The sequence below is a fragment of the Pseudomonas sp. StFLB209 genome, from assembly GCF_000829415.1.
In the GTDB taxonomy this organism is placed as follows: domain Bacteria; phylum Pseudomonadota; class Gammaproteobacteria; order Pseudomonadales; family Pseudomonadaceae; genus Aquipseudomonas.
Genome location: NZ_AP014637.1, coordinates 227,485 through 245,643 on the forward strand (window position 1 = coordinate 227,485; position 18,159 = coordinate 245,643).

At 62.0% G+C, this 18,159-nt stretch carries 16 protein-coding genes; 12 read left to right on the forward strand and 4 right to left on the reverse strand.

Annotated features, from left to right (window positions below):
* Positions 1-37: 37 nt before the first annotated feature.
* Positions 38-328, reverse strand: coding sequence for a SelT/SelW/SelH family protein (locus PSCI_RS01010; RefSeq protein WP_045481630.1), 291 nt, complete (start codon positions 326-328; stop codon positions 38-40).
* A 357-nt stretch (positions 329-685) separates the two neighbouring features.
* Here PSCI_RS01010 and tssI point away from each other — a divergent pair, with 357 nt between their 5' ends.
* Complete coding sequence (gene tssI / locus PSCI_RS01015; protein ID WP_045481634.1) at positions 686-2,713, forward strand: type VI secretion system Vgr family protein; 2,028 nt, start codon at positions 686-688, stop codon at positions 2,711-2,713.
* On the forward strand, positions 2,710-3,570 hold the full coding sequence (locus tag PSCI_RS01020; RefSeq protein ID WP_045481638.1) for a DUF4123 domain-containing protein: 861 nt from the start codon (positions 2,710-2,712) through the stop codon (positions 3,568-3,570). The genes tssI and PSCI_RS01020 overlap by 4 nt, the downstream gene beginning before the upstream one ends.
* On the opposite strand, the gene PSCI_RS01025 is transcribed toward PSCI_RS01020, so the two are convergent.
* The 3 genes from PSCI_RS01025 to PSCI_RS01035 all read right to left on the reverse strand — a co-directional run bounded on the left by PSCI_RS01025 (position 3,557) and on the right by PSCI_RS01035 (position 6,306).
* Positions 3,557-4,372, reverse strand: coding sequence for an ABC transporter ATP-binding protein (locus PSCI_RS01025; protein WP_084709805.1), 816 nt, complete (start codon positions 4,370-4,372; stop codon positions 3,557-3,559). The genes PSCI_RS01020 and PSCI_RS01025 overlap by 14 nt on opposite strands.
* A gap of 2 nt (positions 4,373-4,374) precedes the next feature.
* Positions 4,375-5,235: an ABC transporter permease gene (locus tag PSCI_RS01030; RefSeq protein ID WP_045481641.1), complete on the reverse strand. Its 861-nt coding sequence runs from the start codon at positions 5,233-5,235 to the stop codon at positions 4,375-4,377.
* Positions 5,236-5,400: 165 nt separating this feature from the next.
* Positions 5,401-6,306 carry a LysR family transcriptional regulator gene (locus PSCI_RS01035; RefSeq protein ID WP_045481645.1) on the reverse strand — a complete coding sequence of 302 codons (906 nt, stop codon included), beginning with the start codon at positions 6,304-6,306 and terminating at the stop codon, positions 5,401-5,403.
* A 251-nt stretch (positions 6,307-6,557) separates the two neighbouring features.
* Here PSCI_RS01035 and PSCI_RS01040 point away from each other — a divergent pair, with 251 nt between their 5' ends.
* The 10 genes from PSCI_RS01040 to PSCI_RS01085 all read left to right on the forward strand — a co-directional run bounded on the left by PSCI_RS01040 (position 6,558) and on the right by PSCI_RS01085 (position 18,132).
* Positions 6,558-7,169: a cysteine dioxygenase gene (locus tag PSCI_RS01040; protein ID WP_045481648.1), complete on the forward strand. Its 612-nt coding sequence runs from the start codon at positions 6,558-6,560 to the stop codon at positions 7,167-7,169.
* On the forward strand, positions 7,166-8,749 hold the full coding sequence (locus tag PSCI_RS01045; RefSeq protein WP_045481651.1) for a rhodanese homology domain-containing protein: 1,584 nt from the start codon (positions 7,166-7,168) through the stop codon (positions 8,747-8,749). Before PSCI_RS01040 ends, PSCI_RS01045 begins: the two co-directional genes overlap by 4 nt.
* A gap of 79 nt (positions 8,750-8,828) precedes the next feature.
* Positions 8,829-10,184: an LLM class flavin-dependent oxidoreductase gene (locus PSCI_RS01050; RefSeq protein WP_045481654.1), complete on the forward strand. Its 1,356-nt coding sequence runs from the start codon at positions 8,829-8,831 to the stop codon at positions 10,182-10,184.
* A complete protein-coding gene (locus tag PSCI_RS01055) occupies positions 10,181-10,852 on the forward strand; it encodes a peroxiredoxin-like family protein (RefSeq protein WP_045481658.1) in 672 nt (223 codons plus the stop codon). The genes PSCI_RS01050 and PSCI_RS01055 overlap by 4 nt, the downstream gene beginning before the upstream one ends.
* A 42-nt stretch (positions 10,853-10,894) precedes the next feature.
* Positions 10,895-12,073 (forward strand): acyl-CoA dehydrogenase family protein, encoded by a 1,179-nt coding sequence (locus tag PSCI_RS01060; RefSeq protein ID WP_045481661.1) that lies wholly within the window; start codon positions 10,895-10,897, stop codon positions 12,071-12,073.
* Positions 12,074-12,905: 832 nt separating this feature from the next.
* Positions 12,906-13,589 carry a methyl-accepting chemotaxis protein gene (locus tag PSCI_RS30080; RefSeq protein WP_373568456.1) on the forward strand — a complete coding sequence of 228 codons (684 nt, stop codon included), beginning with the start codon at positions 12,906-12,908 and terminating at the stop codon, positions 13,587-13,589.
* Positions 13,590-13,661: 72 nt separating this feature from the next.
* Positions 13,662-14,027 (forward strand): response regulator, encoded by a 366-nt coding sequence (locus PSCI_RS01070; protein WP_045481668.1) that lies wholly within the window; start codon positions 13,662-13,664, stop codon positions 14,025-14,027.
* 4 nt (positions 14,028-14,031) lie between these two features.
* Positions 14,032-14,352, forward strand: coding sequence for an STAS domain-containing protein (locus tag PSCI_RS01075; RefSeq protein ID WP_045481672.1), 321 nt, complete (start codon positions 14,032-14,034; stop codon positions 14,350-14,352).
* Positions 14,353-14,355: 3 nt separating this feature from the next.
* Entirely contained in the window at positions 14,356-16,473 is a 2,118-nt protein-coding gene (locus tag PSCI_RS01080; RefSeq protein ID WP_045481674.1) for a chemotaxis protein CheA, read from the forward strand.
* Between the two features lie 27 nt (positions 16,474-16,500).
* Positions 16,501-18,132: a methyl-accepting chemotaxis protein gene (locus tag PSCI_RS01085; protein ID WP_045481677.1), complete on the forward strand. Its 1,632-nt coding sequence runs from the start codon at positions 16,501-16,503 to the stop codon at positions 18,130-18,132.
* Positions 18,133-18,159 lie beyond the last annotated feature (27 nt).

Consider the following 18,159-nt stretch of genomic DNA (forward strand, 5'->3'; position numbering starts at 1 on the left):
CGTTAACGTGACAGCCGCCGGATTGCCGACCTGTCTGTTACTCAGCCACGCGGTCGTTGTGCCCCAGGTCGCGTTGCGGATCGATCTGGTCACGCACCCGTTGCTTGAGCACCTTGGCTTCCGGGAAGCCTCCATCGGCCTTGCGCTCCCAGATTTGTACATCGGCGCAGGTGATGCGAAATATCCCGCCCGTACCCGGTTCCAGACAGACCCGACCAAGATCATCGCCAAAGGTACTGAGCAACTCCTGCGCCAGCCAGGCTGCACGCAACAGCCATTGGCACTGACTGCAATAGGTGATGACGATTTCGGCTTTAACGGTGCTCATCGAGGCAGGTCCCTGACGATGGATTGGAGAGCACCATGATACGCCGTCTGGTTGTTTGTAACCGGCCCAACAACCTTCAACTGCGCAATCAATGACCCGGGATTTGCGCCCCACAGCCCATTGCTGTGCTCCACACCCATTAACTTCGAGGCTTTCAGTGATGCGCAACACCCTGCGCAGCAAGATGCAATGGCTTGCCCGAAGCTTGTTCATTTTCTGTCCAGCCACTCACCACGGAAAACCACAACCCATTGATAAAACACAAAATTCTGTATTCGGCACAGTTCTTGGTTTGTCCGCCTGACGCCGCCGAACCGGCGCACATCTGCGACCCCGGTCAGCGCAAGGAGATCTGCCATGTCCGCCGCCCCCCAACAGCACGTTTTTACCCTCACCCTGCCCGGCCAGCATGATTTTCAGGTGCTGGCCTTTCAGGGCCGCGAAGCGCTGAACGAGCCGTTTCGCTTCGATATCCAGCTGGTCAGTGAACGCCAGGATCTGGAGCTGCAAGCCTTTCTGCATCGCCCGGCGTTCCTGCAACTGAGCGCCGAGGGCGGTGGTATTCATGGTCAGGTCGAGCGCATCGCCCAGGGTGATCGCGGTCAGCGGCTCAGCCACTACCAATTGAGCCTGCGCCCGCGCCTGGCCAATCTCGCTTACCGCAGCAACCAGCGAATATTCCAGAACAAGAGCGTGCAGGAGATCATCATCCTGCTGCTCAAGGAGCACGGCATCCTTGCCGATGCCTGGCGCTTTCATGTGCACAAGCCGTACCCGCCCCGCGAGTACTGCGTGCAGTATCAGGAGTCGGACCTGCAGTTCATCCAGCGCCTGTGCGAAGAAGAAGGCTTGCACTATCACTTTGAACATAGCCGGCAAGGCCACGTGCTGGTGTTTGGCGACGACCAGACGTTCTTCCCGCGGCTGGCGCCCCAGCGCTACAACCCCAACACCTCGATGGTCGCCACGACACCGGTGGTCAAGCGCTTCAAACTGCGCCTGGAAACCCGCAGCAACCGTACCGCCCGGCGTGACTGGAGTTTCACAATCCCACGGGTGCATTTGCACAGCGAGGCCAGCAGTGACGCCCCGCTCGACCTTGAAGACTATGTCTACCCGGCACGCTTCAGCCACCGCGAGCACGGCCAGTTGCTTGCTACCCGCGCTCTGGAACGCCATCGCCATGACCATCAGCTGGCCGAGGGTCACAGTGACCAGCCGCAACTGGTCAGCGGCCATTTTCTGCCCCTGACCGAACACCCGCGCGAGGTCTGGAATGAGTTGTGGTTGCTGACCGAGATCCAGCACGAAGGCCATCAGCCGCAAGTGCTTGAAGAAGCCGGTGAACCGGCGGCGCTGTCCCATGGCGAATTCAGCCAGGGCTACCGCAACCGCTTTCTGGCCACCCCGTCGCAGGCGTTGTACCGTCCGCCGTTGCGCCATCGCAAACCACGGGTAGTGGGCAGCCAGACCGCTATTGTCACCGGGCCCGCCGGGCAGGAGATTCACTGTGACCCGCATGGCCGGGTCAAGGTGCGCTTTCATTGGGACCGCGAGCGTCAAAACGACGAGCACTCCAGTTGCTGGATGCGCGTGGCCAGTGGCTGGGCCGGCAGCCACTACGGTGCGGTCAGTTTGCCCAGGGTCGGCACCGAAGTGCTGGTGACCTTTATTGAAGGCGACCCGGACCAACCCTTGGTCAGCGGCTGTCTGTACCACACCGACCAGCCACATCCCTATCCACTGCCCGAACACAAGACCCGCAGTGTGTTCAAGAGCATGAGCAGCCCAGGCGGTGGCGGCTTCAATGAAGTGCGCATCGACGACCGCCAGGGTCAGGAGCAGATCTTCGTCCATGCCCAACGTGACTGGGACCAGCGCATCGGCCACGACCAGAGAGTTCATGTTGGCAACGAACGCCACGAGCGGGTCGAAGCCACCAGCTACTCACACCTGTTGGCCGATGAGCACACCACTATCGATGCCGACCGACGCACGCAGGTCCAGGCCAATGATCACTTGAGCGTCGGCATGACCCAGCATGTGCGGCTGGGCGTCGCGCAGTTGGTCGAGGCCGGTCGGGAAATTCATCTCAAGGCCGGCAGCAGGCTGGTTCTCGACGGCGGTCAGCAAATCACCCTCAAGGCCGGCGGACACTTCATCAGCATCAATGCCGCTGGCATCACCATGAGCACCCTGCCCCTGCCTGACCCGCTGGGGATGGCCGCCGACGGCAGCCCCGCCCAACCTCTGCTGCCAGGCCCTCTGGACGCTGCCGCGAGCAGTGAACCACCGCCGTTGCGGGTAGCAGCCCAGCAGTTGACGTTCAAGCGCAGCGCCCGTTGCGAGCCATGCGAGCAAGCCGCGCGCAAGGCCAAGCCATGAACCTGACGCACTACCTGCTGGTCGACGGCCTGCTCATGCCTGACGCGCTCAGGCAGCTACACGGCCGCCAGGAAACCCTCGACATCGAACCGCTGTACCTCGGCACCCGCTGGGCCGACTTCCAGGCCCAAGGCCCGATCCTGGTACAGGCCAGTGCATCACTCAGGGACGCATGGCCGAGCGATCCACACTGGCAGTCCTGTGCGAGCCTGCTGGCCAGTGGCGCAGCGCTGCTGGAGATTGCCAACCACCTGCGCCACTTCATCTGCCCGCCGGACGCGTTGGGCAATGCCAGCTTGCTGCGCTTCTCTGATCCGGTGGTGATGCATCACTGGCTGAGCAGTTTCGCTGCCGGGCAACTGGACCTTACGCTGGGTCCGATTGATGAGCTGCGGGTCGCAGAGCCCCGGCAACCCTGGCAGGCCGCCAAAGGTATCGCCGCATTCCGTGTAACCGGCGAGCGCCAGCCCTGGGCAGTCGGTTTCGCCCTGCAAGGTGCGCAGCAGCTCGAAGCCTTCGAACAGGCAACCGTGTTTGTCTTTCAACAACGCCTGTACAACTGGCTGCTTGGCGAGTATCCCGCCGCCTTTGCCGGGCAAAGCCCCAGCCAGATCGATCACTGGCTGGAGCAGTCACTGAGCAGCGGCCATGAATGGGGGCTGATCACCGAGTTTGGTTTTGCGACCTGGGCCAGATACCGCCTGGCGCTGGGTGAGGACTTCGTAACCTCGCCCGATGGCGCCTGGCAGCAGTGGCTCCGACAACAGACCGCACCTCGTGGTACCTCACCTGAACATCAGCTGGACGACTTCGATCTGCATCACGACAGCCTGACAGCCAGCCTCAGCGGGCATTAGCCACCCGCCGCAACGCGGTCAAGGTCTGATCCACCGCGGCACCGTGCTCGCCGGCCTTGACCCCCAGCAAGCCCAGCAACCGGGCCCGAATTGCCTGGAAGCCAGGCTGGCCGCTGTCACGCTGGCGCGGCAGGTCGATATGGATCTGGTCGGCGATTTTGCCGTGAGCCAGGACAATGACCCGGTCGGCCAGCAAGATGGCTTCATCCACGTCATGCGTCACCAACAGCACCGCCGGGGTGTGTTTGCGCCATAGATCAATGATCAATTGGTGCATGCGGATGCGGGTCAGTGCATCAAGGGCGGCGAAGGGTTCATCGAGCAATAGCAGTTGCGGTTCGCGCACCAGGGCACGGGCCAGAGCAACCCGCTGGGCTTCACCACCGGACAGTGTCGCCGGAAAGGCATTGATCCGATGCGCCAGGCCAACCTCGGTCAGCGCTGCCTCGGCGCGGGCCTTGGCATCAATGCTGCGCAGGCCAAGGGTGACGTTTTTCCAGGCACGCTTCCAGGGCATCAGCCGCGGTTCCTGAAACACCGCAGCGCGGGCCTTGGGCACCCGCAACTCGCCACCTTCGATGCTGTCGAGCCCGGCCAGGCTGCGCAGCAAGGTGGTCTTGCCCGAACCACTGGCACCCAGCAGGGCGACGAATTCGCCGGGGGCAATGTCCAGTTGCAGATTGTCGATCACCCGCTGCTCGCCGAACTGGCGCACCACCTTACGCAGTTGGACGGCGACAGGCGGCTGGTGCTCGGCACTGGAGCGGGCGGCGACGGGTTCCTGCAGGTCGAGAGCGTTCATGTTCAGGTCCTCAAGAAGGTCGGACGCCAGGCCAGTGCATAGCGTTCCAGAGTGCGGATGATGCCGTCGATCAACAGGCCCAGAACGCTGTAGATCAACAGGCAGATGACGATTACATCAGTGCGCATGAAATCGCGGGCATCACTGGCCAGGTAACCGATGCCGGCGGTGGTGTTGATCTGCTCGACAAACACCAGGGCCAACCACGAGATGCCCAGCGAGTAACGCAGGCCGACAAAGAACGAAGGCAGCGCGCCCGGCAGAATCACATGCCAGATCAGTTCGCGGCGGCTCAGGCCCAGGGTATTGGCCGCCTCGATCAGTTTGGGGTCGATATTGCGGATACCGGAAAACAGATTCAGATACACCGGAAACGTGGTGCCGGTGACGATCAGCGCCACCTTGGTGAATTCGCCAATCCCGAACCAGAGAATGAACAACGGCACCAGCGCCAGGGATGGAATGGTGCGCAGCATCTGCATGGGTGAGTCGAGAATCACTTCACCCTGTTTCGACAACCCGGTGAACAGCGCCGCCGCCACGCCAATTGCCACACCGATGCCCAAGCCGAGCAAGGCACGTTGCAAAGATACCCATAAGTGCCCGGCCAGTTCGCCGGAACTGATCATCTCCCACAGCGTGCCACCTATCTGCGAAGGTGCAGCGATTACCCGGCCAGGCAACAGGCCCGTCTGGGAGGCCAGTTCCCAGAGCAGCAATAACGCCAGCGGGCTGAGCAGGCGCACCACGAATGCCGGAACCGTCCAACGGCGCGCATCCGGTTTGCCAGCCGTGTGGGCCGGGTCAGGCTTGCTGATGGTTAGATAGCCGGCGGCGGCAGGCTCAAAGGCTTTTTCAGGCATGGGCAGCTTCCTTGGTAGTCACTCGGACGACACACATCCGAGTGGAGCAAGGCCCATGCTAGGCGCATAAGAAACGTCGGTGAAATTCTATTTAGCGATAACCTAATGTTTAAATTTTCTGATCATCGCCATTTATATAATGCAGATTTTTTATACAAAGCCGGTTCAGGCTGCGGCTGACACCTGCTTGAGCGAATGGGCTACCAGATTGCCAAACGCGTCGACCGGCGCTTGCAGATTGCCCAGAAAGCGCGGGTAAACCAGCCACAGGTCCATCACCGGCTTGAAGTCCTTGAGGTTGACCACCGCCAGTTGCTCACGGTGGGCACTGCGCTCCAGCAACGGCCGTGGCACCAGCCCCAGCCCCATGCCATCGGCAACCAGCCCCAGTTGCAACTCAGTGCCGAAGGTTTCCAGGTTGACCTTCAGGCCCAGCCCCTGGTCAGACAAGGTGCGTTGCAAGCCGGCACGAAAACCGCAGCCGTCAGGGTTGAGCACCCAGCCCTGCTGGTAACAGTCAGCCAGTTTGACGGTCTTTTTCGGCGCCGATTCGCGAGCGCAGACCACCACCAGCTCGACCTTGCCGATCGACTGGCCAAGGATGTTGTCCGGAAAAATCTTGCCGGCCGGAAACAGTGCAGCTGCGGCATCCAGCTCGCCGTTCTCGATCTTGCCGATCAGGTGGCTGCCCCAACCGGTCACCACTTGGGCACGCAGCTCGGGAAACTCGCCGCGCAATTGCTTGAGAGCGTCGAGCAACACCACATCGCCGATGGTCTGCGGCACGCCGAGACGCAACTGGCCGCTGGGCGGTGTATCGCTGGCCACCAGCTCGCGCAGGGCGTCCATCTCACGCAGGATCGCCAGGCACTTCTGATAGACCTGATGCCCCATGGGAGTGGGTTTGAGCGGTTTGGTATTGCGGTCGAACAGCTCGACCCCCAGCGCCTGCTCGAAATTCTGCACGCGCCGGGTAATGGCCGGCTGGGTCAGTTGCAAGGACTCAGCCGCGTGGCTGATCGACTGACAGCGGATCACTGCAACGAAAGCATCGATATCATCAATTTTCATTCGAACCGCACATAAAGGCATAAAAGGAACATAGGCAAAAAGCATAGTGCCATTCGCGCTTTCTGGAAAGTCCGATAACGTGCGAACGCGCGGCGTGGCGGGTCCCGGACGAACCGATGCATATGCAAGGTCGCAACGACAAAACAGCTTATAAAGAGCTTTTGGTTATATTCTAATCATAAAAAAATAGCATATTAAGTACAGCTATTATGTTTATATCCAGCCATGCCTCACCACCGCCTGGAATGGATATGTCACACACGCCTCATCCCGAAAGACTCCGTGCCTTTATCGGTGCGCTGGCCGAACTGATCGACGGCAATCCGCACGAGAGCGACCTGCTGCATCGCGGTGGCCAGTTGTTGTCGCAACTGGTCAGCTTCGATGACTGGCTGCCCGACGAATTTGCCATCCCGGACCCCACCCGCTACCAGCAGTTTCTGCTGCACGCCGATTCAAGGCAGCGCTTTTCCATCGTCAGTTTTGTCTGGGGACCGGGCCAGAGCACACCGATCCACGACCACCGGGTCTGGGGTCTGATCGGCATGTTGCGTGGCGCCGAGTACTCGCAAGGCTTCGTGCGCAGCGCCGATGGCCGGCTGGAACGTGAAGGCCCGGCCATCCGCCTGGAGCCTGGTCAGGTCGAAGCCCTTTCGCCACGCAGCAACGATGTGCATCAGGTCAGCAATGCCTTTGCTGACCAAGTGTCGATCAGCATTCACGTCTACGGCGCCAACATCGGTGCGGTGCGGCGTGCGGTGTACCTCGACGACGGCACCGAGAAGCCGTTCATTTCCGGGTATTCAAACGCCTTTCTACCCAACATCTGGGATCTGTCAAAAGAAGCGAGCCAAGCACGATGACTACACAAGCAACCCGTTCCTATACCGATATTCGCCAGGCGCTGCTGGACCGGCAAGAACTGGCCCTGGTCGACGTGCGTGAAGAAGCTCCGTTCGCCGAGTCGCATCCGCTGTTCGCGGTCAACATCCCGCTGTCCAAGCTGGAGCTGGAAGTGCTGGCGCGGATTCCGCGCAAGGACACCCCGGTGACCGTCTACGACAACGGCGAAGGCCTGGCGCAGCGTGCCGTGCAGCGCTTTGTCGAGCTGGGCTACAGTGACGTGAAACTGCTCGAAGGCGGCCTGGCCGGCTGGGGCGCGGCGGGCGGTGAGTTGTTCATCGACGTCAACGTGCCAAGCAAGGCGTTTGGCGAACTGGTCGAGCACCATCGCGGCACACCGTCGCTGGCCGCCGAAGAGGTCAAGGCGCTGCTCGATGCCAAGGCCGACGTGGTGGTGCTCGATGCCCGCCGCTTCGACGAATACCAGACCATGAGCATCCCCACCGGGATCAGTGTGCCCGGCGCCGAACTGGTGCTGCGCGCCCGCGAACTGGCACCTGACCCGAGCACCCGGATCATCGTCAACTGCGCCGGTCGCACCCGCAGCATCATTGGCACCCAGTCGCTGGTCAACGCCGGCCTGCCCAACCCGATCAGCGCCCTGCGCAACGGCACCATCGGCTGGCTGCTGGCCGGCCAGACCCTGGACCATGGTCAGGCCCGGCGCTTTGCCCAGGTCAGTGAACAAACCCGCCAGAGCGCCAGCGCCGACGCCCGCCAGGTCGCCGACAAGGCCCGGGTCCAGCGGGCCAGCCTGGCTGACCTGCAGCGTTTCCAGGCAGAGGCCGCGCGCACCACTTATCTGTTCGACGTGCGCACCCCGGAAGAATTTGCCAAGGGCCACGTGCCCGGCGCACGCTCGACACCGGGCGGGCAACTGGTGCAGGAAACCGATCACTTCGCCAGCGTGCGTGGCGCGCGCATTGTGCTGGCCGATGACGACGGCGTGCGCGCCAATATGTCAGCTTCATGGCTCGCGCAACTGGGCTGGGAAGTCTACGTGCTGGACGACTTGCAGCCGGCTGACTTCAGTGCCAGCGGCGAGTGGGACGCCCCCGCCCCGCCAACCCCGCAGGTCGAGCAGATCAGCCCCGAGACCCTGGCCCAGTGGCAGGCTCAGGGCAACGTCGCGGTCCTGGATTTCACCGCCAGCGCCAACTATGTCAAACAGCATATCCCCGGCGCCTGGTGGACATTGCGCGCCGATCTGGCCAACGCCCTGGCAAAGATCCCGAGCGCCGAACGCTATGTGCTGACCTGTGGCAGCAGCAAGCTGGCGCGCCTGGCCGTGGCCCAGGTCGAGGCGCTGACCGGCAAGCCGGTGTTCCTGCTTGAGGGCGGCACCGCCAGCTGGATCAAGGCCGGCCAGCCGCTGGAACACGGCGAAACCCGGCTGGCTTCAGCGCGCACCGACCGCTATCGCCGCCCGTATGAAGGCACCGACGCCCCCCGTGAGGCGATGCAGGCTTACCTGGACTGGGAATATGGCCTGGTGGCGCAACTGGGTCGTGACGGCACCCATGGATTTTATGTGATCTGAACCGCAGACAGCCGCACCTACGGCGCCCGGCCGGTCCATGCAGGTCCAGCCGGCCCTCTCATTTTCAGGAGAATTTTTCATGAGCAAGCAAGGTCATCTCAAGCAGCGTCATCTGAAACTGGGCGCCATGGTTCATGGTGTCGGTCACGGTTGGGGCGAGTGGCGCCATCCGGACGCGCTGGCTGATGCCAGCGTCAACTTCGGTTTTTACAAGCAGCAGACCCGCCTGGCTGAAGCCGCCAAATTCGACTTCGTGTTCATTGCCGACAGCCTGCACATTCACGAAAAGTCCAGCCCGCATTACCTCAACCGTTTCGAGCCGTTGACCGTCTTGTCGGCACTGGCGGCCACCACCGAACATATCGGTCTGGTGGCGACGGTGACAGTGAGCTACACCGAGCCCTTCCAGGTCGCCCGGCAATTTGCTTCTCTGGACCACATCAGCGGCGGTCGCGCCGGCTGGAACATCGTGACCTCCTGGCTGAGCGGCACCGCCGATAACTTCGGCAAAAGCGAACACCCGCCGCATGCGGTGCGCTACCGCATCGCCAAGGAGCACGTTTCGGTGGTGCGTGGCCTGTGGGATTCCTGGGAAGACGACGCCTTTACCCGCAACAAACAGAGCGGCGAATTCTTTGCCCCCGACAAGCTGCATGCGCTCAATCACCAGGGCGAGTTCTTCAAGGTCAAAGGTCCGCTGAACATTGCCCGTTCGCGTCAAGGCCAGCCGGTACTGTTCCAGGCCGGCACCAGCGAAGACGGGCGTAACTTCGCCGCCGAATATTCCGACGCGATCTTCGTCCATGTCGAGTCGCTGCAGGACGGCATCGCCTATTCGGCAGACCTGAAAAAGCGCGCTTCCGGCTTTGGCCGTGACCCGCAGACACTGTCGATTTTGCCGGGCATCCGCCCGATTGTCGGCCGTGACCAGGCCGAAGTGGAGGCGCGTTTCCAGCAGGCCGTAGAACTGGTCAGCATCGAGGATGCCATCGTGGCTTTGGGCCGCCCGTTTAACGACCACGACTTTACTCAGTACCCCCTCGACGAGCCGTTCCCGGAACTCGGCGACCTGGGCGCCAACAGCCAGAAAGGCGGTTCCGACCGGATCAAGCGACTGGCCAGAGAACAGCAGTTGAGCCTGCGCGAAGTGGCGTTGTGGTTCTCCCGGCCGAACCGGGATTTCGTCGGCACCCCAGAGCAAGTCGCCGACGCCCTGCAGACTTGGTTTGAACAGGGCGCGGCCGACGGTTTCATCATCAATTCGCTGCTGCCCGATGGCCTGCAGTATTTCACTGAACTGGTGGTGCCGATCCTGCAACAGCGTGGCCTGTTGCGCACCGAGTACAGCGGCGCCACCCTGCGCGAGCATTTCGGCCTGGCCAAACCGGCCAACCGTTACAGCGCAGCAACCCGCCCCGAGGACGCCGTCGCATGAGCCAGTCACTCAACCAACAACTGGCCGACCTGCACGCCGAGCGGGTCGCCAGCTGGGCGCCTGAAGCCCTGCAAATCAACATCAACCAGCGCCAGTTGCTGGTCGATACCGCCGACACCGAACGCTTCGTCAAAGCCGGTGATCACATCGGGCCGTTCGAACTGCTCAAGGTCGAAGGCGGTGTCCTGAGCCGCGACCAGTTGCTGGCCGAAGGCCCGGCGGTACTGGTGTTCTTCCGCTTTGCCGGCTGCCCGGCCTGCAATCTGGCCATCCCGCATTACGATCGCCAACTGGCGGCGGCGCTCAAGGCCAGGGGCGTACCGTTGGTGGCGGTCAGCCCACAGGTGCCGGAGCGCCTGATCGAGATCAAGCACCGACATAACCTGACCCTGCAAGTCGCCAGCGACAAGGACAACGTTCTGGCCCGGCGGCTGGGGATTCTCTACAGCTTCGACGAAGCTTCGCGGCAGGCGGCATTAAGCAAGGGCTCCTCGATTGGCGAAGTCACCGGCACCGGTACCTGGGAGCTGCCACAGCCCACCGTGGTGGTGCTCGACCGCGAAGCGCGGGTGGTGTTTGCCCAGGTCAGCCCCGACTGGCTGGTGCGTGCCGAAGCCGAACCCATCCTGCAAGCCGTCGAGCTGGCCCTGACCGCAGCGACGGTCTGAGCGGCCTGATAGACGGCGGCCGCCACTGAAAAGGAATCACACATGAGCCTCACAAGTCTTCGTCAGCCTGTTGACGAACCAGAGTCGGCGGCAGCGTTCAGCGCCAGGCTGGCCGATATCAGCGCCCTGCTGGCCAGCACCGCCGAGCACTATGACCAAAGCGGCGAGTTTCCGCACGAGAACTTCCGCGTGCTGCACGAGCACGACCTGCTGGGTCTGACCGTGCCTGTTGAATTGGGCGGCGGCGGTGCCGACCTGCCCAAGGCGCTGGAGGTGATCAAGGCGGTGGCCAAAGGCGAGCCGTCCACGGCGCTGATTCTGGTCATGCAGTACATCCAGCACGCTCGCCTGCAAGACAGCCTGCAGTGGCCGGAACACCTGCGCAAAAAAGTCGCCCTGGACGCCGTGCACAACGGTGCGTTGATCAACGCCCTGCGCGTCGAGCCCGACCTTGGCACGCCGGCGCGTGGCGGCCTGCCGGCAACCATCGCCCGGCGTACGGCGCAAGGCTGGCGCATCAGCGGGCGCAAGATCTATTCCACCGGCAGCCACGGCCTGACCTGGTTCGGCGTCTGGGGCCGCAGTGACGATCAAGACCCGCTGGTCGGTACTTATCTGGTGCACAAGGACACCCCGGGCATTCGCATCGTCGAAGACTGGGACCACTTGGGCATGCGCGCCACCAGCAGCCATGAGGTGATCTTTGAAGATGTGCTGATTCCGCTGGAACAAGCGGTCAGCGTCAGCCCCTGGAGCAACATCCGCGCCGAACTGGACCCGGCCGGGATGCTGTGGATGTCGGTGCTGCTCTCGGCGGTCTACGACGGTGTCGCGCACGCTGCGCGTGACTGGCTGGTGGCGTGGCTGGAGCAGCGCAAGCCATCCAACCTCGGCGCCTCACTGGCCACCCTGCCGCGCTTTCAGGAGGCGATCGGGCACATCGATACGCTGCTGTTCGCCAACCACAATCTGCTGCATTCGGCCGCCCACGGCCAGGTGCCCAGCCAGCATGCCGCACAGATCAAATACCTGGTCACCAACAATGCCCAGCGTGCCGTGGAAATCGCCTTGGAGGCCAGCGGCAATCCTGGGCTGTCACGCAGTAACCCATTGCAACGCCACTACCGTAACGTGCTGTGCGCCAGGGTCCACACGCCGCAAAACGACACCGTGCTGCAAGGCATCGGCAAGGCCGTGTTCAGTGCCCGCAGCGCCCCTTAAGGGCAGCTCTGAGCGCCTGCAAGCCCTTAATAGAACCTCTGATAGCAACGGGGCATCTGCCATGAAGCAGGTGCTCCGTTTTCGCATATGGCACCTTGAAATCATGCACCGAATCACCTGTCAACCGGGGCAGAAGTACTCCAATGCAACACTTTCTTTCCAAATAGCGCCACCTGACCAGAGTCCCGGACCACGACCCTTAAGCCAATTTCCTAGACACAGCCACTGCAAATGACTAAACGCGGATTCGACCGTCCCTGCCAAGTCGTTGCGGCAGAAGGCATTAGGCTGACTGCTCAGTCAAGTCTTCCGGTGACCGAGGCTAATAAGTCCCCCCATGACCCGCTGGTCGGATTAGGGGTTGCCCCGATATTGACGTCAAATTGCCATCGCTATGATCCCCGGACTTTCAGGTAATCGAATGGATGCGAGGATGTTGATTTATCTTGCTTTCTGGGTAGGCCTCGCACTCGGTGCCACTGGACTCGCATTGAGCCAGAACCTGGTCATCATCGCCGGCCTGCTGATCATTGCCTGCGCCACCGTGGTGGTGCAACTGCGCAAACCCGCCCCGGTTGCAGATCCGGTTGTCCCCACAGAACCCGGCACCCCCTCGCCAGCGCCTGACGTGCCGGCCCTGCTGCACACCGTGGTGCCCAGCTGGAGCGACAGCATCGCCCAGAGCCGCGACCTGCTGCAAAGCAACATCGGCGACCTGTTCGAGCGCTTCAGCAACATTGCCAGCCGCCTTGAAAGCAGCCTGGGTAATTCGGAAAACATCCTGGCCAACGGCGGCGTCGGCACCAGCCTGCGCGATGCCAACCAGCGCCTGATGGAAGTCACCCACGCCTTCGAAGCCAGCAGCAAGCGTCAACAGGCGCTGATCGACACCATCAGCCAGCTCGACAGCTATGCCAGCCAGTTGCAGCAGATGGCCAAGCGGGTGCAGGAAATCGCCAGCCAGACCAACCTGCTGGCCCTCAATGCCGCCATTGAGGCTGCTCGTGCCGGTGAACATGGCCGGGGCTTTTCGGTGGTTGCCGACGAAGTGCGCAAGCTTTCTTCACTGTCGGCCGAGACCGGCCAGGGCATGGACATCAAGGTCGAAGAGATCAACCACGCGATCCAGTCGACCATCAGCGCCGCCGCCGAGCTGGGTGAGAGCGAGCGCAGCAACCTGGCGTTCCTGGATGCGTCGGTCAAGACCGTGATGAGCCACCTTGAAGACAACCTCAATGAGCTGTCCGGCGCCTCTCACACCCTGCAGCGTGATGCCCGCGATACCCAGCAGGACATTCAGGCGATCATGATCAGCCTGCAATTCCAGGACCGCGCCGACCAGATGCTCGACCACGTCCAGAGCGACCAGCAGCAGTTGCTCGACGCCTTGCAGCAACAGGACGCCAGCCTGCACGACCCACGTGCCTGGCTCGACCGCCTGCGCCAGCGCTTCACCACCGAAGAGGAACGCCACGGGCGAACCCAGACCACTGCCAGTGAAGTCACGTTCTTCTAGAACCCTGGCGAGCGAATTCGTTGTAGCTGTTTTTCTGTGTTTATTGCCTTTTCCTTTGCGAGGAACTCCAACATGGCCAAGACCGTAATGATCGTCGATGACTCTTCTTCGATGCGCCAACTGGTGAAGATGAGCCTGACCAGCGCCGGCCATCAAGTGATCGAAGCCAGCGATGGCCGTGACGCCCTGAACAAACTGACCGGGCAGAAAATCAACCTGATCATCAGTGACGTGAACATGCCCAACCTCGACGGCATCGGCCTGGTCAAGGCGGTCAAGGCGCGCCCCGAGTACCGCTTCACACCGATCATGATGCTCACCACCGAAAGCGAACAGTCGAAGAAAGCCGAAGGCCAGGCCGCTGGCGCCAAAGCCTGGATCGTCAAGCCGTTCCAGCCCCAACAGTTGCTGGCGGCAGTCGAAAAGCTGATGGGCTGAGCCCATGTTCACCCTCAGCCACCCGACCCCGGACGCACCGGCGCTGCTACACGCCGCCGGTGACCTGACGATCTACGAAGTCCAGCAGGCCCTTGAGCAACTCAAGGCGCTGCTGCCCGCCGCCAGTGATGCAGCCTGGCAACTGGACCTTTCCGGTATCGCTGAACTCGACAGTGCCGGTGCGCAATTGCTGCTGGCGCTGCACCAGAGCCTGGCGGCTTATGGGCAGCAGCCCGAAATCATTGCGGCCTCGCCCAGCGTGATCGAACTGGCCGGGTTGCTGGCCCTGGATGTACTTCACCCCACCGCCCCGGCCGAGGATTGACCCATGTTCAGTGGCGATCAGTGGAACCAACTGCTGCAAGGCTTTCTGGATGAAGGCCGTGATCTGCTCAAGGACGCTGAAGACAGCCTGCTACGCCTGGAAATCAGTCCCGAGGATGACGAAGCAGTCAATCAACTGTTCCGCGCCGTGCACACCCTCAAAGGCTCGGCGGGTATTTTCTCGCTGACCGCGCTGGTCAACCTCACCCATCATCTGGAAAGCCTGTTGATGATGGTGCGTGACGGTCAGTTGACCCTGACCTCGCAAATGACCTCGCTGATGCTGACCTGCATGGACGAGCTGAGCACCCTGCTTGAAAGCGTCGACGACAACGGCCAGTTGAACGTCGATGAAAGCCGTCACGCGCCGCTGATTGCCGCGCTGTCGGCGGCCCAGGGACATGCCCCGCAAGCGCAGGACAGCCCGGCACAACCGGTGGCGGGCACCCCGGACGAGCTCGACGTACATGACTGGCAGATCAATATCGGTTTCGCCCGCGAGCTGTTCGAAAATGGCTTCGACCCGGCCGCCTTTGTCCGTTACCTGAAAAAGCTCGGGGCCATCACCGAGCTGCAGACCGACACTGCCGGCCTGCCGGCATTGCACGAGCTGGACCCGCATCAGTGCTACCTGAGCCTGGCAATCACCCTGCGCAGTGCTGCCGGACGGGAGCAGATCGTCGACGTGTTCAGCTTTATCGAAGACTTCTGCACGCTTGAAATCGAGCGGCTGGATGGCGGGTTTGCCGATTACCGGCACCCGGACGATCAGGCGCCAGCCCAGGCCGACAACGCCGCGTTGCCGATGCAGGTTATTGGCGATTCGTCGCAAACGATTGCGCCAGCGGCCGCGCAACCGCCCGCCAGACACACCGCTCAAGCAGGCGCCGCAGCCGCCGAGCGCACCGCACCCCGAGAAAAGCGCAGCAGCGAAAACACCCTGGTCAAAGTTTCGGCCCATAAGCTCGATGAGTTGATCAATCTGGTCGGCGAACTGGTGATCAGTACCGCCGGCGCGCAGATGCAGGCCAAACTGTCTGGCGACACCCGCTGCATCGAAAGCACCCAGGCGGTGTTCCAGCATGTCGAGCAGATCCGCGAGAGCGCCCTGAAGCTGCGCATGGTCGAGGTCGGCGAAACCTTCAACCGCTTCCACCGCGTGGTGCGCGACGTGAGCCAGGAGCTGGACAAGAAGATCCAGTTGACCATCCGTGGCGGCGAGACCGAACTGGACAAATCGGTGATCGACAAGATCGCCGACCCGCTCACCCATCTGGTGCGCAACGCCATCGACCACGGCATCGAACCGGGCGCCGAGCGGCTGGCCGCCGGCAAGCCCGAAGAAGGCAACCTGAGCCTTAACGCCTATCACGACTCTGGCATGATCGTGCTGGAAATCAGTGACGACGGCCGCGGCCTGAACACCGCACGGATTCTGCAAAAGGCCATCGACAAGGGCATGGTCGAAGCCGACGCGCAACTCAGCGACCGGGACATTCATGCACTGATCTTCGAACCCGGCTTTTCCACTGCCGAGCAGGTCTCCAACCTGTCTGGCCGTGGCGTGGGCATGGATGTGGTGCGCAGCGCCATCGACCAGTTACGCGGCCTGATCGAGATCGATTCGGTGGCCGGCTTTGGCTGCACCTTCCGTATCCGCCTGCCGCTGACCCTGGCGATCATCGACGGTTTTCTGGTCAGTGTCGGCAACGACAGCTTCGTCATCCCGCTGGACATGGTCACCGAATGCATGGAGGCCAGCGAACCGACGCTGGACAAAGGCTACGGCTACCTCAACCTGCGCGGCAACCCGCTGCCGTGCATCACCCTGGACAGCCATTTCGGCCTCGACAGCGAGCCGGTGCGCCGGCGCAACATCGTGGTGGTCAGCCAGGGCCGCCAGCAGGCCGGGCTGATCGTCGATCAGTTACACGGCGAGCTGCAAACCGTGATCAAACCGCTGGGCAAGATGTTCCAGCACCTGCGCGGGATCAGTGGCTCGACCATTCTCGGTTCCGGGCAGGTCGCGCTGATTCTCGACATCCCCAGTCTGTTCCGTCATTTGCAGGCCCTGGTCGATACCCCCGCCCCGAGCCAGGCCAACGTCGCCAACGCCCACTAGTTCATTGCCGCTTTCAGGAGATTCAGCATGCAGTTCATTCGAAACATGAAGATAGGCTTGAGGTTGACCCTGGGCTTTCTGGTGGTGGTGGCACTGACCATCGTCATCGGCCTGATCGGTATCCGCAATCTGGACCAGGTCAACTCGCTGTCAGACCGTATGTATGAGGTCGATATCGAAGGCATGACCCAACTTCAGGAAGCCAACATTCAATTGGTTACCGTAGGCCGATCACTGCGTGGTGCCTTGTTGGCCACCAATCAGGCTGATCGCGAGAAAATGCTCAGCTCCACATTGACGGCGCTGGACCTGACCCGCCAGCAGATCGTCAAGGGTCGCGAGAATTTCCTGACCAAAGAAAGCCTGGAACGCTACGACCAGATGAATGCGCCGTTCACCGAATATGAAACGCTCGTCAAACAACTGGTCAACATCAGCCGCAGCTCCAGCCAGTTCCAGGAAGCTAATGAAATCACTGAATTGTTGCCCAAAGCCGTGGCCAGCGGTGACGTGATTGATCGTATGCTGGGTGAAATGGTCGCGCATAAAAAGAATCGTGCAGGCGAAGCCAACACTGAAATCACCAACATCTATCTCGACTCGCGCGTGCAGATGATTGGCCTGCTGGTCGCCGCGACCCTGTTGGGCATGCTGATCGGCGTGCTGGTCACCCGCAGCATTACCAAACCGCTCAACGATGCCGTGGTCGCTGCCAACCGCATGGCCGCCGGTGATCTGAGCCAGGACGTGCAGGTCAACAGCAAGGACGAAACCGGCCAGCTGCTGGCCTCAATGCAGAACATGGCGGTGCGCCTGCGCAGCATTCTCGGCGACGTGCGCAGCGCTGCCGATGCGCTGTCTTCAGCCTCCGAGCAAGTCAGCTCTACCTCGCAGTCGCTGAGCCAGGCCGCCAACGAACAGGCCGCCAGTGTCGAGCAGACCAGCGCCTCGGTCGAGCAGATGTCAGCCTCCATCGCCCAGAACACCGAGAGCGCCAAGATCACTGACGGGATTGCCGGCAAAGCGGCCAACGATGCCGTACAGGGTGGCGGCGCCGTGGGCGACACGGTGCTGGCCATGAAGCAGATTGCCGACAAGATCAGCATCATCGACGACATCGCCTACCAGACCAACCTGCTGGCGCTTAACGCGGCCATCGAAGCGGCCCGTGCCGGCGACCACGGCAAAGGCTTTGCGGTCGTGGCTGCCGAAGTGCGCAAGCTGGCCGAACGCAGCCAGGTGGCCGCTCAGGAAATCGGTCAGGTCGCCTCCAGCAGCGTGCAACTGGCCGAACAGGCCGGCCGCCTGCTCAACGAAATCGTGCCCAATATCCAGAAAACCTCCGACCTGGTTCAGGAAATCACTGCAGCCTCGCAGGAACAGAGCGGCGCAGCCGGGCAGATCAATATCGCCATGGGCCAGATGAACCAGATCACCCAGCAGAACGCCTCGGCCTCGGAAGAGCTGGCCGCCACCGCCGAAGAGATGAACGCCCAGGCCGGCCAGTTGCAGGAGTTGATCGGCTTCTTCCGCTTCGACGAGAACGCAGCCAACCGGCCACTGCCACGGGTTAACGACACCTTCAGCGGCGGCACCCCGCCGTCTTGGTCGCGTGGCAAGAGTCAGGTCGACGAAGGCCAGTTCGTCAGCTTCGGCTGACCGGACCTGTTCAGGAAGAGCACAGCC

Coding starts and splice junctions, on each gene's coding strand:
- PSCI_RS01010 (WP_045481630.1), bottom strand. CDS start 328: ATGAGCACCGTTAAAGCCGAAATCGTCATCACCTATTGCAGTCAGTGC.
- tssI (WP_045481634.1), top strand. CDS start 686: ATGTCCGCCGCCCCCCAACAGCACGTTTTTACCCTCACCCTGCCCGGC.
- PSCI_RS01020 (WP_045481638.1), top strand. CDS start 2,710: ATGAACCTGACGCACTACCTGCTGGTCGACGGCCTGCTCATGCCTGAC.
- PSCI_RS01025 (WP_084709805.1), bottom strand. CDS start 4,372: ATGAACGCTCTCGACCTGCAGGAACCCGTCGCCGCCCGCTCCAGTGCC.
- PSCI_RS01030 (WP_045481641.1), bottom strand. CDS start 5,235: ATGCCTGAAAAAGCCTTTGAGCCTGCCGCCGCCGGCTATCTAACCATC.
- PSCI_RS01035 (WP_045481645.1), bottom strand. CDS start 6,306: ATGAAAATTGATGATATCGATGCTTTCGTTGCAGTGATCCGCTGTCAG.
- PSCI_RS01040 (WP_045481648.1), top strand. CDS start 6,558: ATGTCACACACGCCTCATCCCGAAAGACTCCGTGCCTTTATCGGTGCG.
- PSCI_RS01045 (WP_045481651.1), top strand. CDS start 7,166: ATGACTACACAAGCAACCCGTTCCTATACCGATATTCGCCAGGCGCTG.
- PSCI_RS01050 (WP_045481654.1), top strand. CDS start 8,829: ATGAGCAAGCAAGGTCATCTCAAGCAGCGTCATCTGAAACTGGGCGCC.
- PSCI_RS01055 (WP_045481658.1), top strand. CDS start 10,181: ATGAGCCAGTCACTCAACCAACAACTGGCCGACCTGCACGCCGAGCGG.
- PSCI_RS01060 (WP_045481661.1), top strand. CDS start 10,895: ATGAGCCTCACAAGTCTTCGTCAGCCTGTTGACGAACCAGAGTCGGCG.
- PSCI_RS30080 (WP_373568456.1), top strand. CDS start 12,906: ATGGAAGTCACCCACGCCTTCGAAGCCAGCAGCAAGCGTCAACAGGCG.
- PSCI_RS01070 (WP_045481668.1), top strand. CDS start 13,662: ATGGCCAAGACCGTAATGATCGTCGATGACTCTTCTTCGATGCGCCAA.
- PSCI_RS01075 (WP_045481672.1), top strand. CDS start 14,032: ATGTTCACCCTCAGCCACCCGACCCCGGACGCACCGGCGCTGCTACAC.
- PSCI_RS01080 (WP_045481674.1), top strand. CDS start 14,356: ATGTTCAGTGGCGATCAGTGGAACCAACTGCTGCAAGGCTTTCTGGAT.
- PSCI_RS01085 (WP_045481677.1), top strand. CDS start 16,501: ATGCAGTTCATTCGAAACATGAAGATAGGCTTGAGGTTGACCCTGGGC.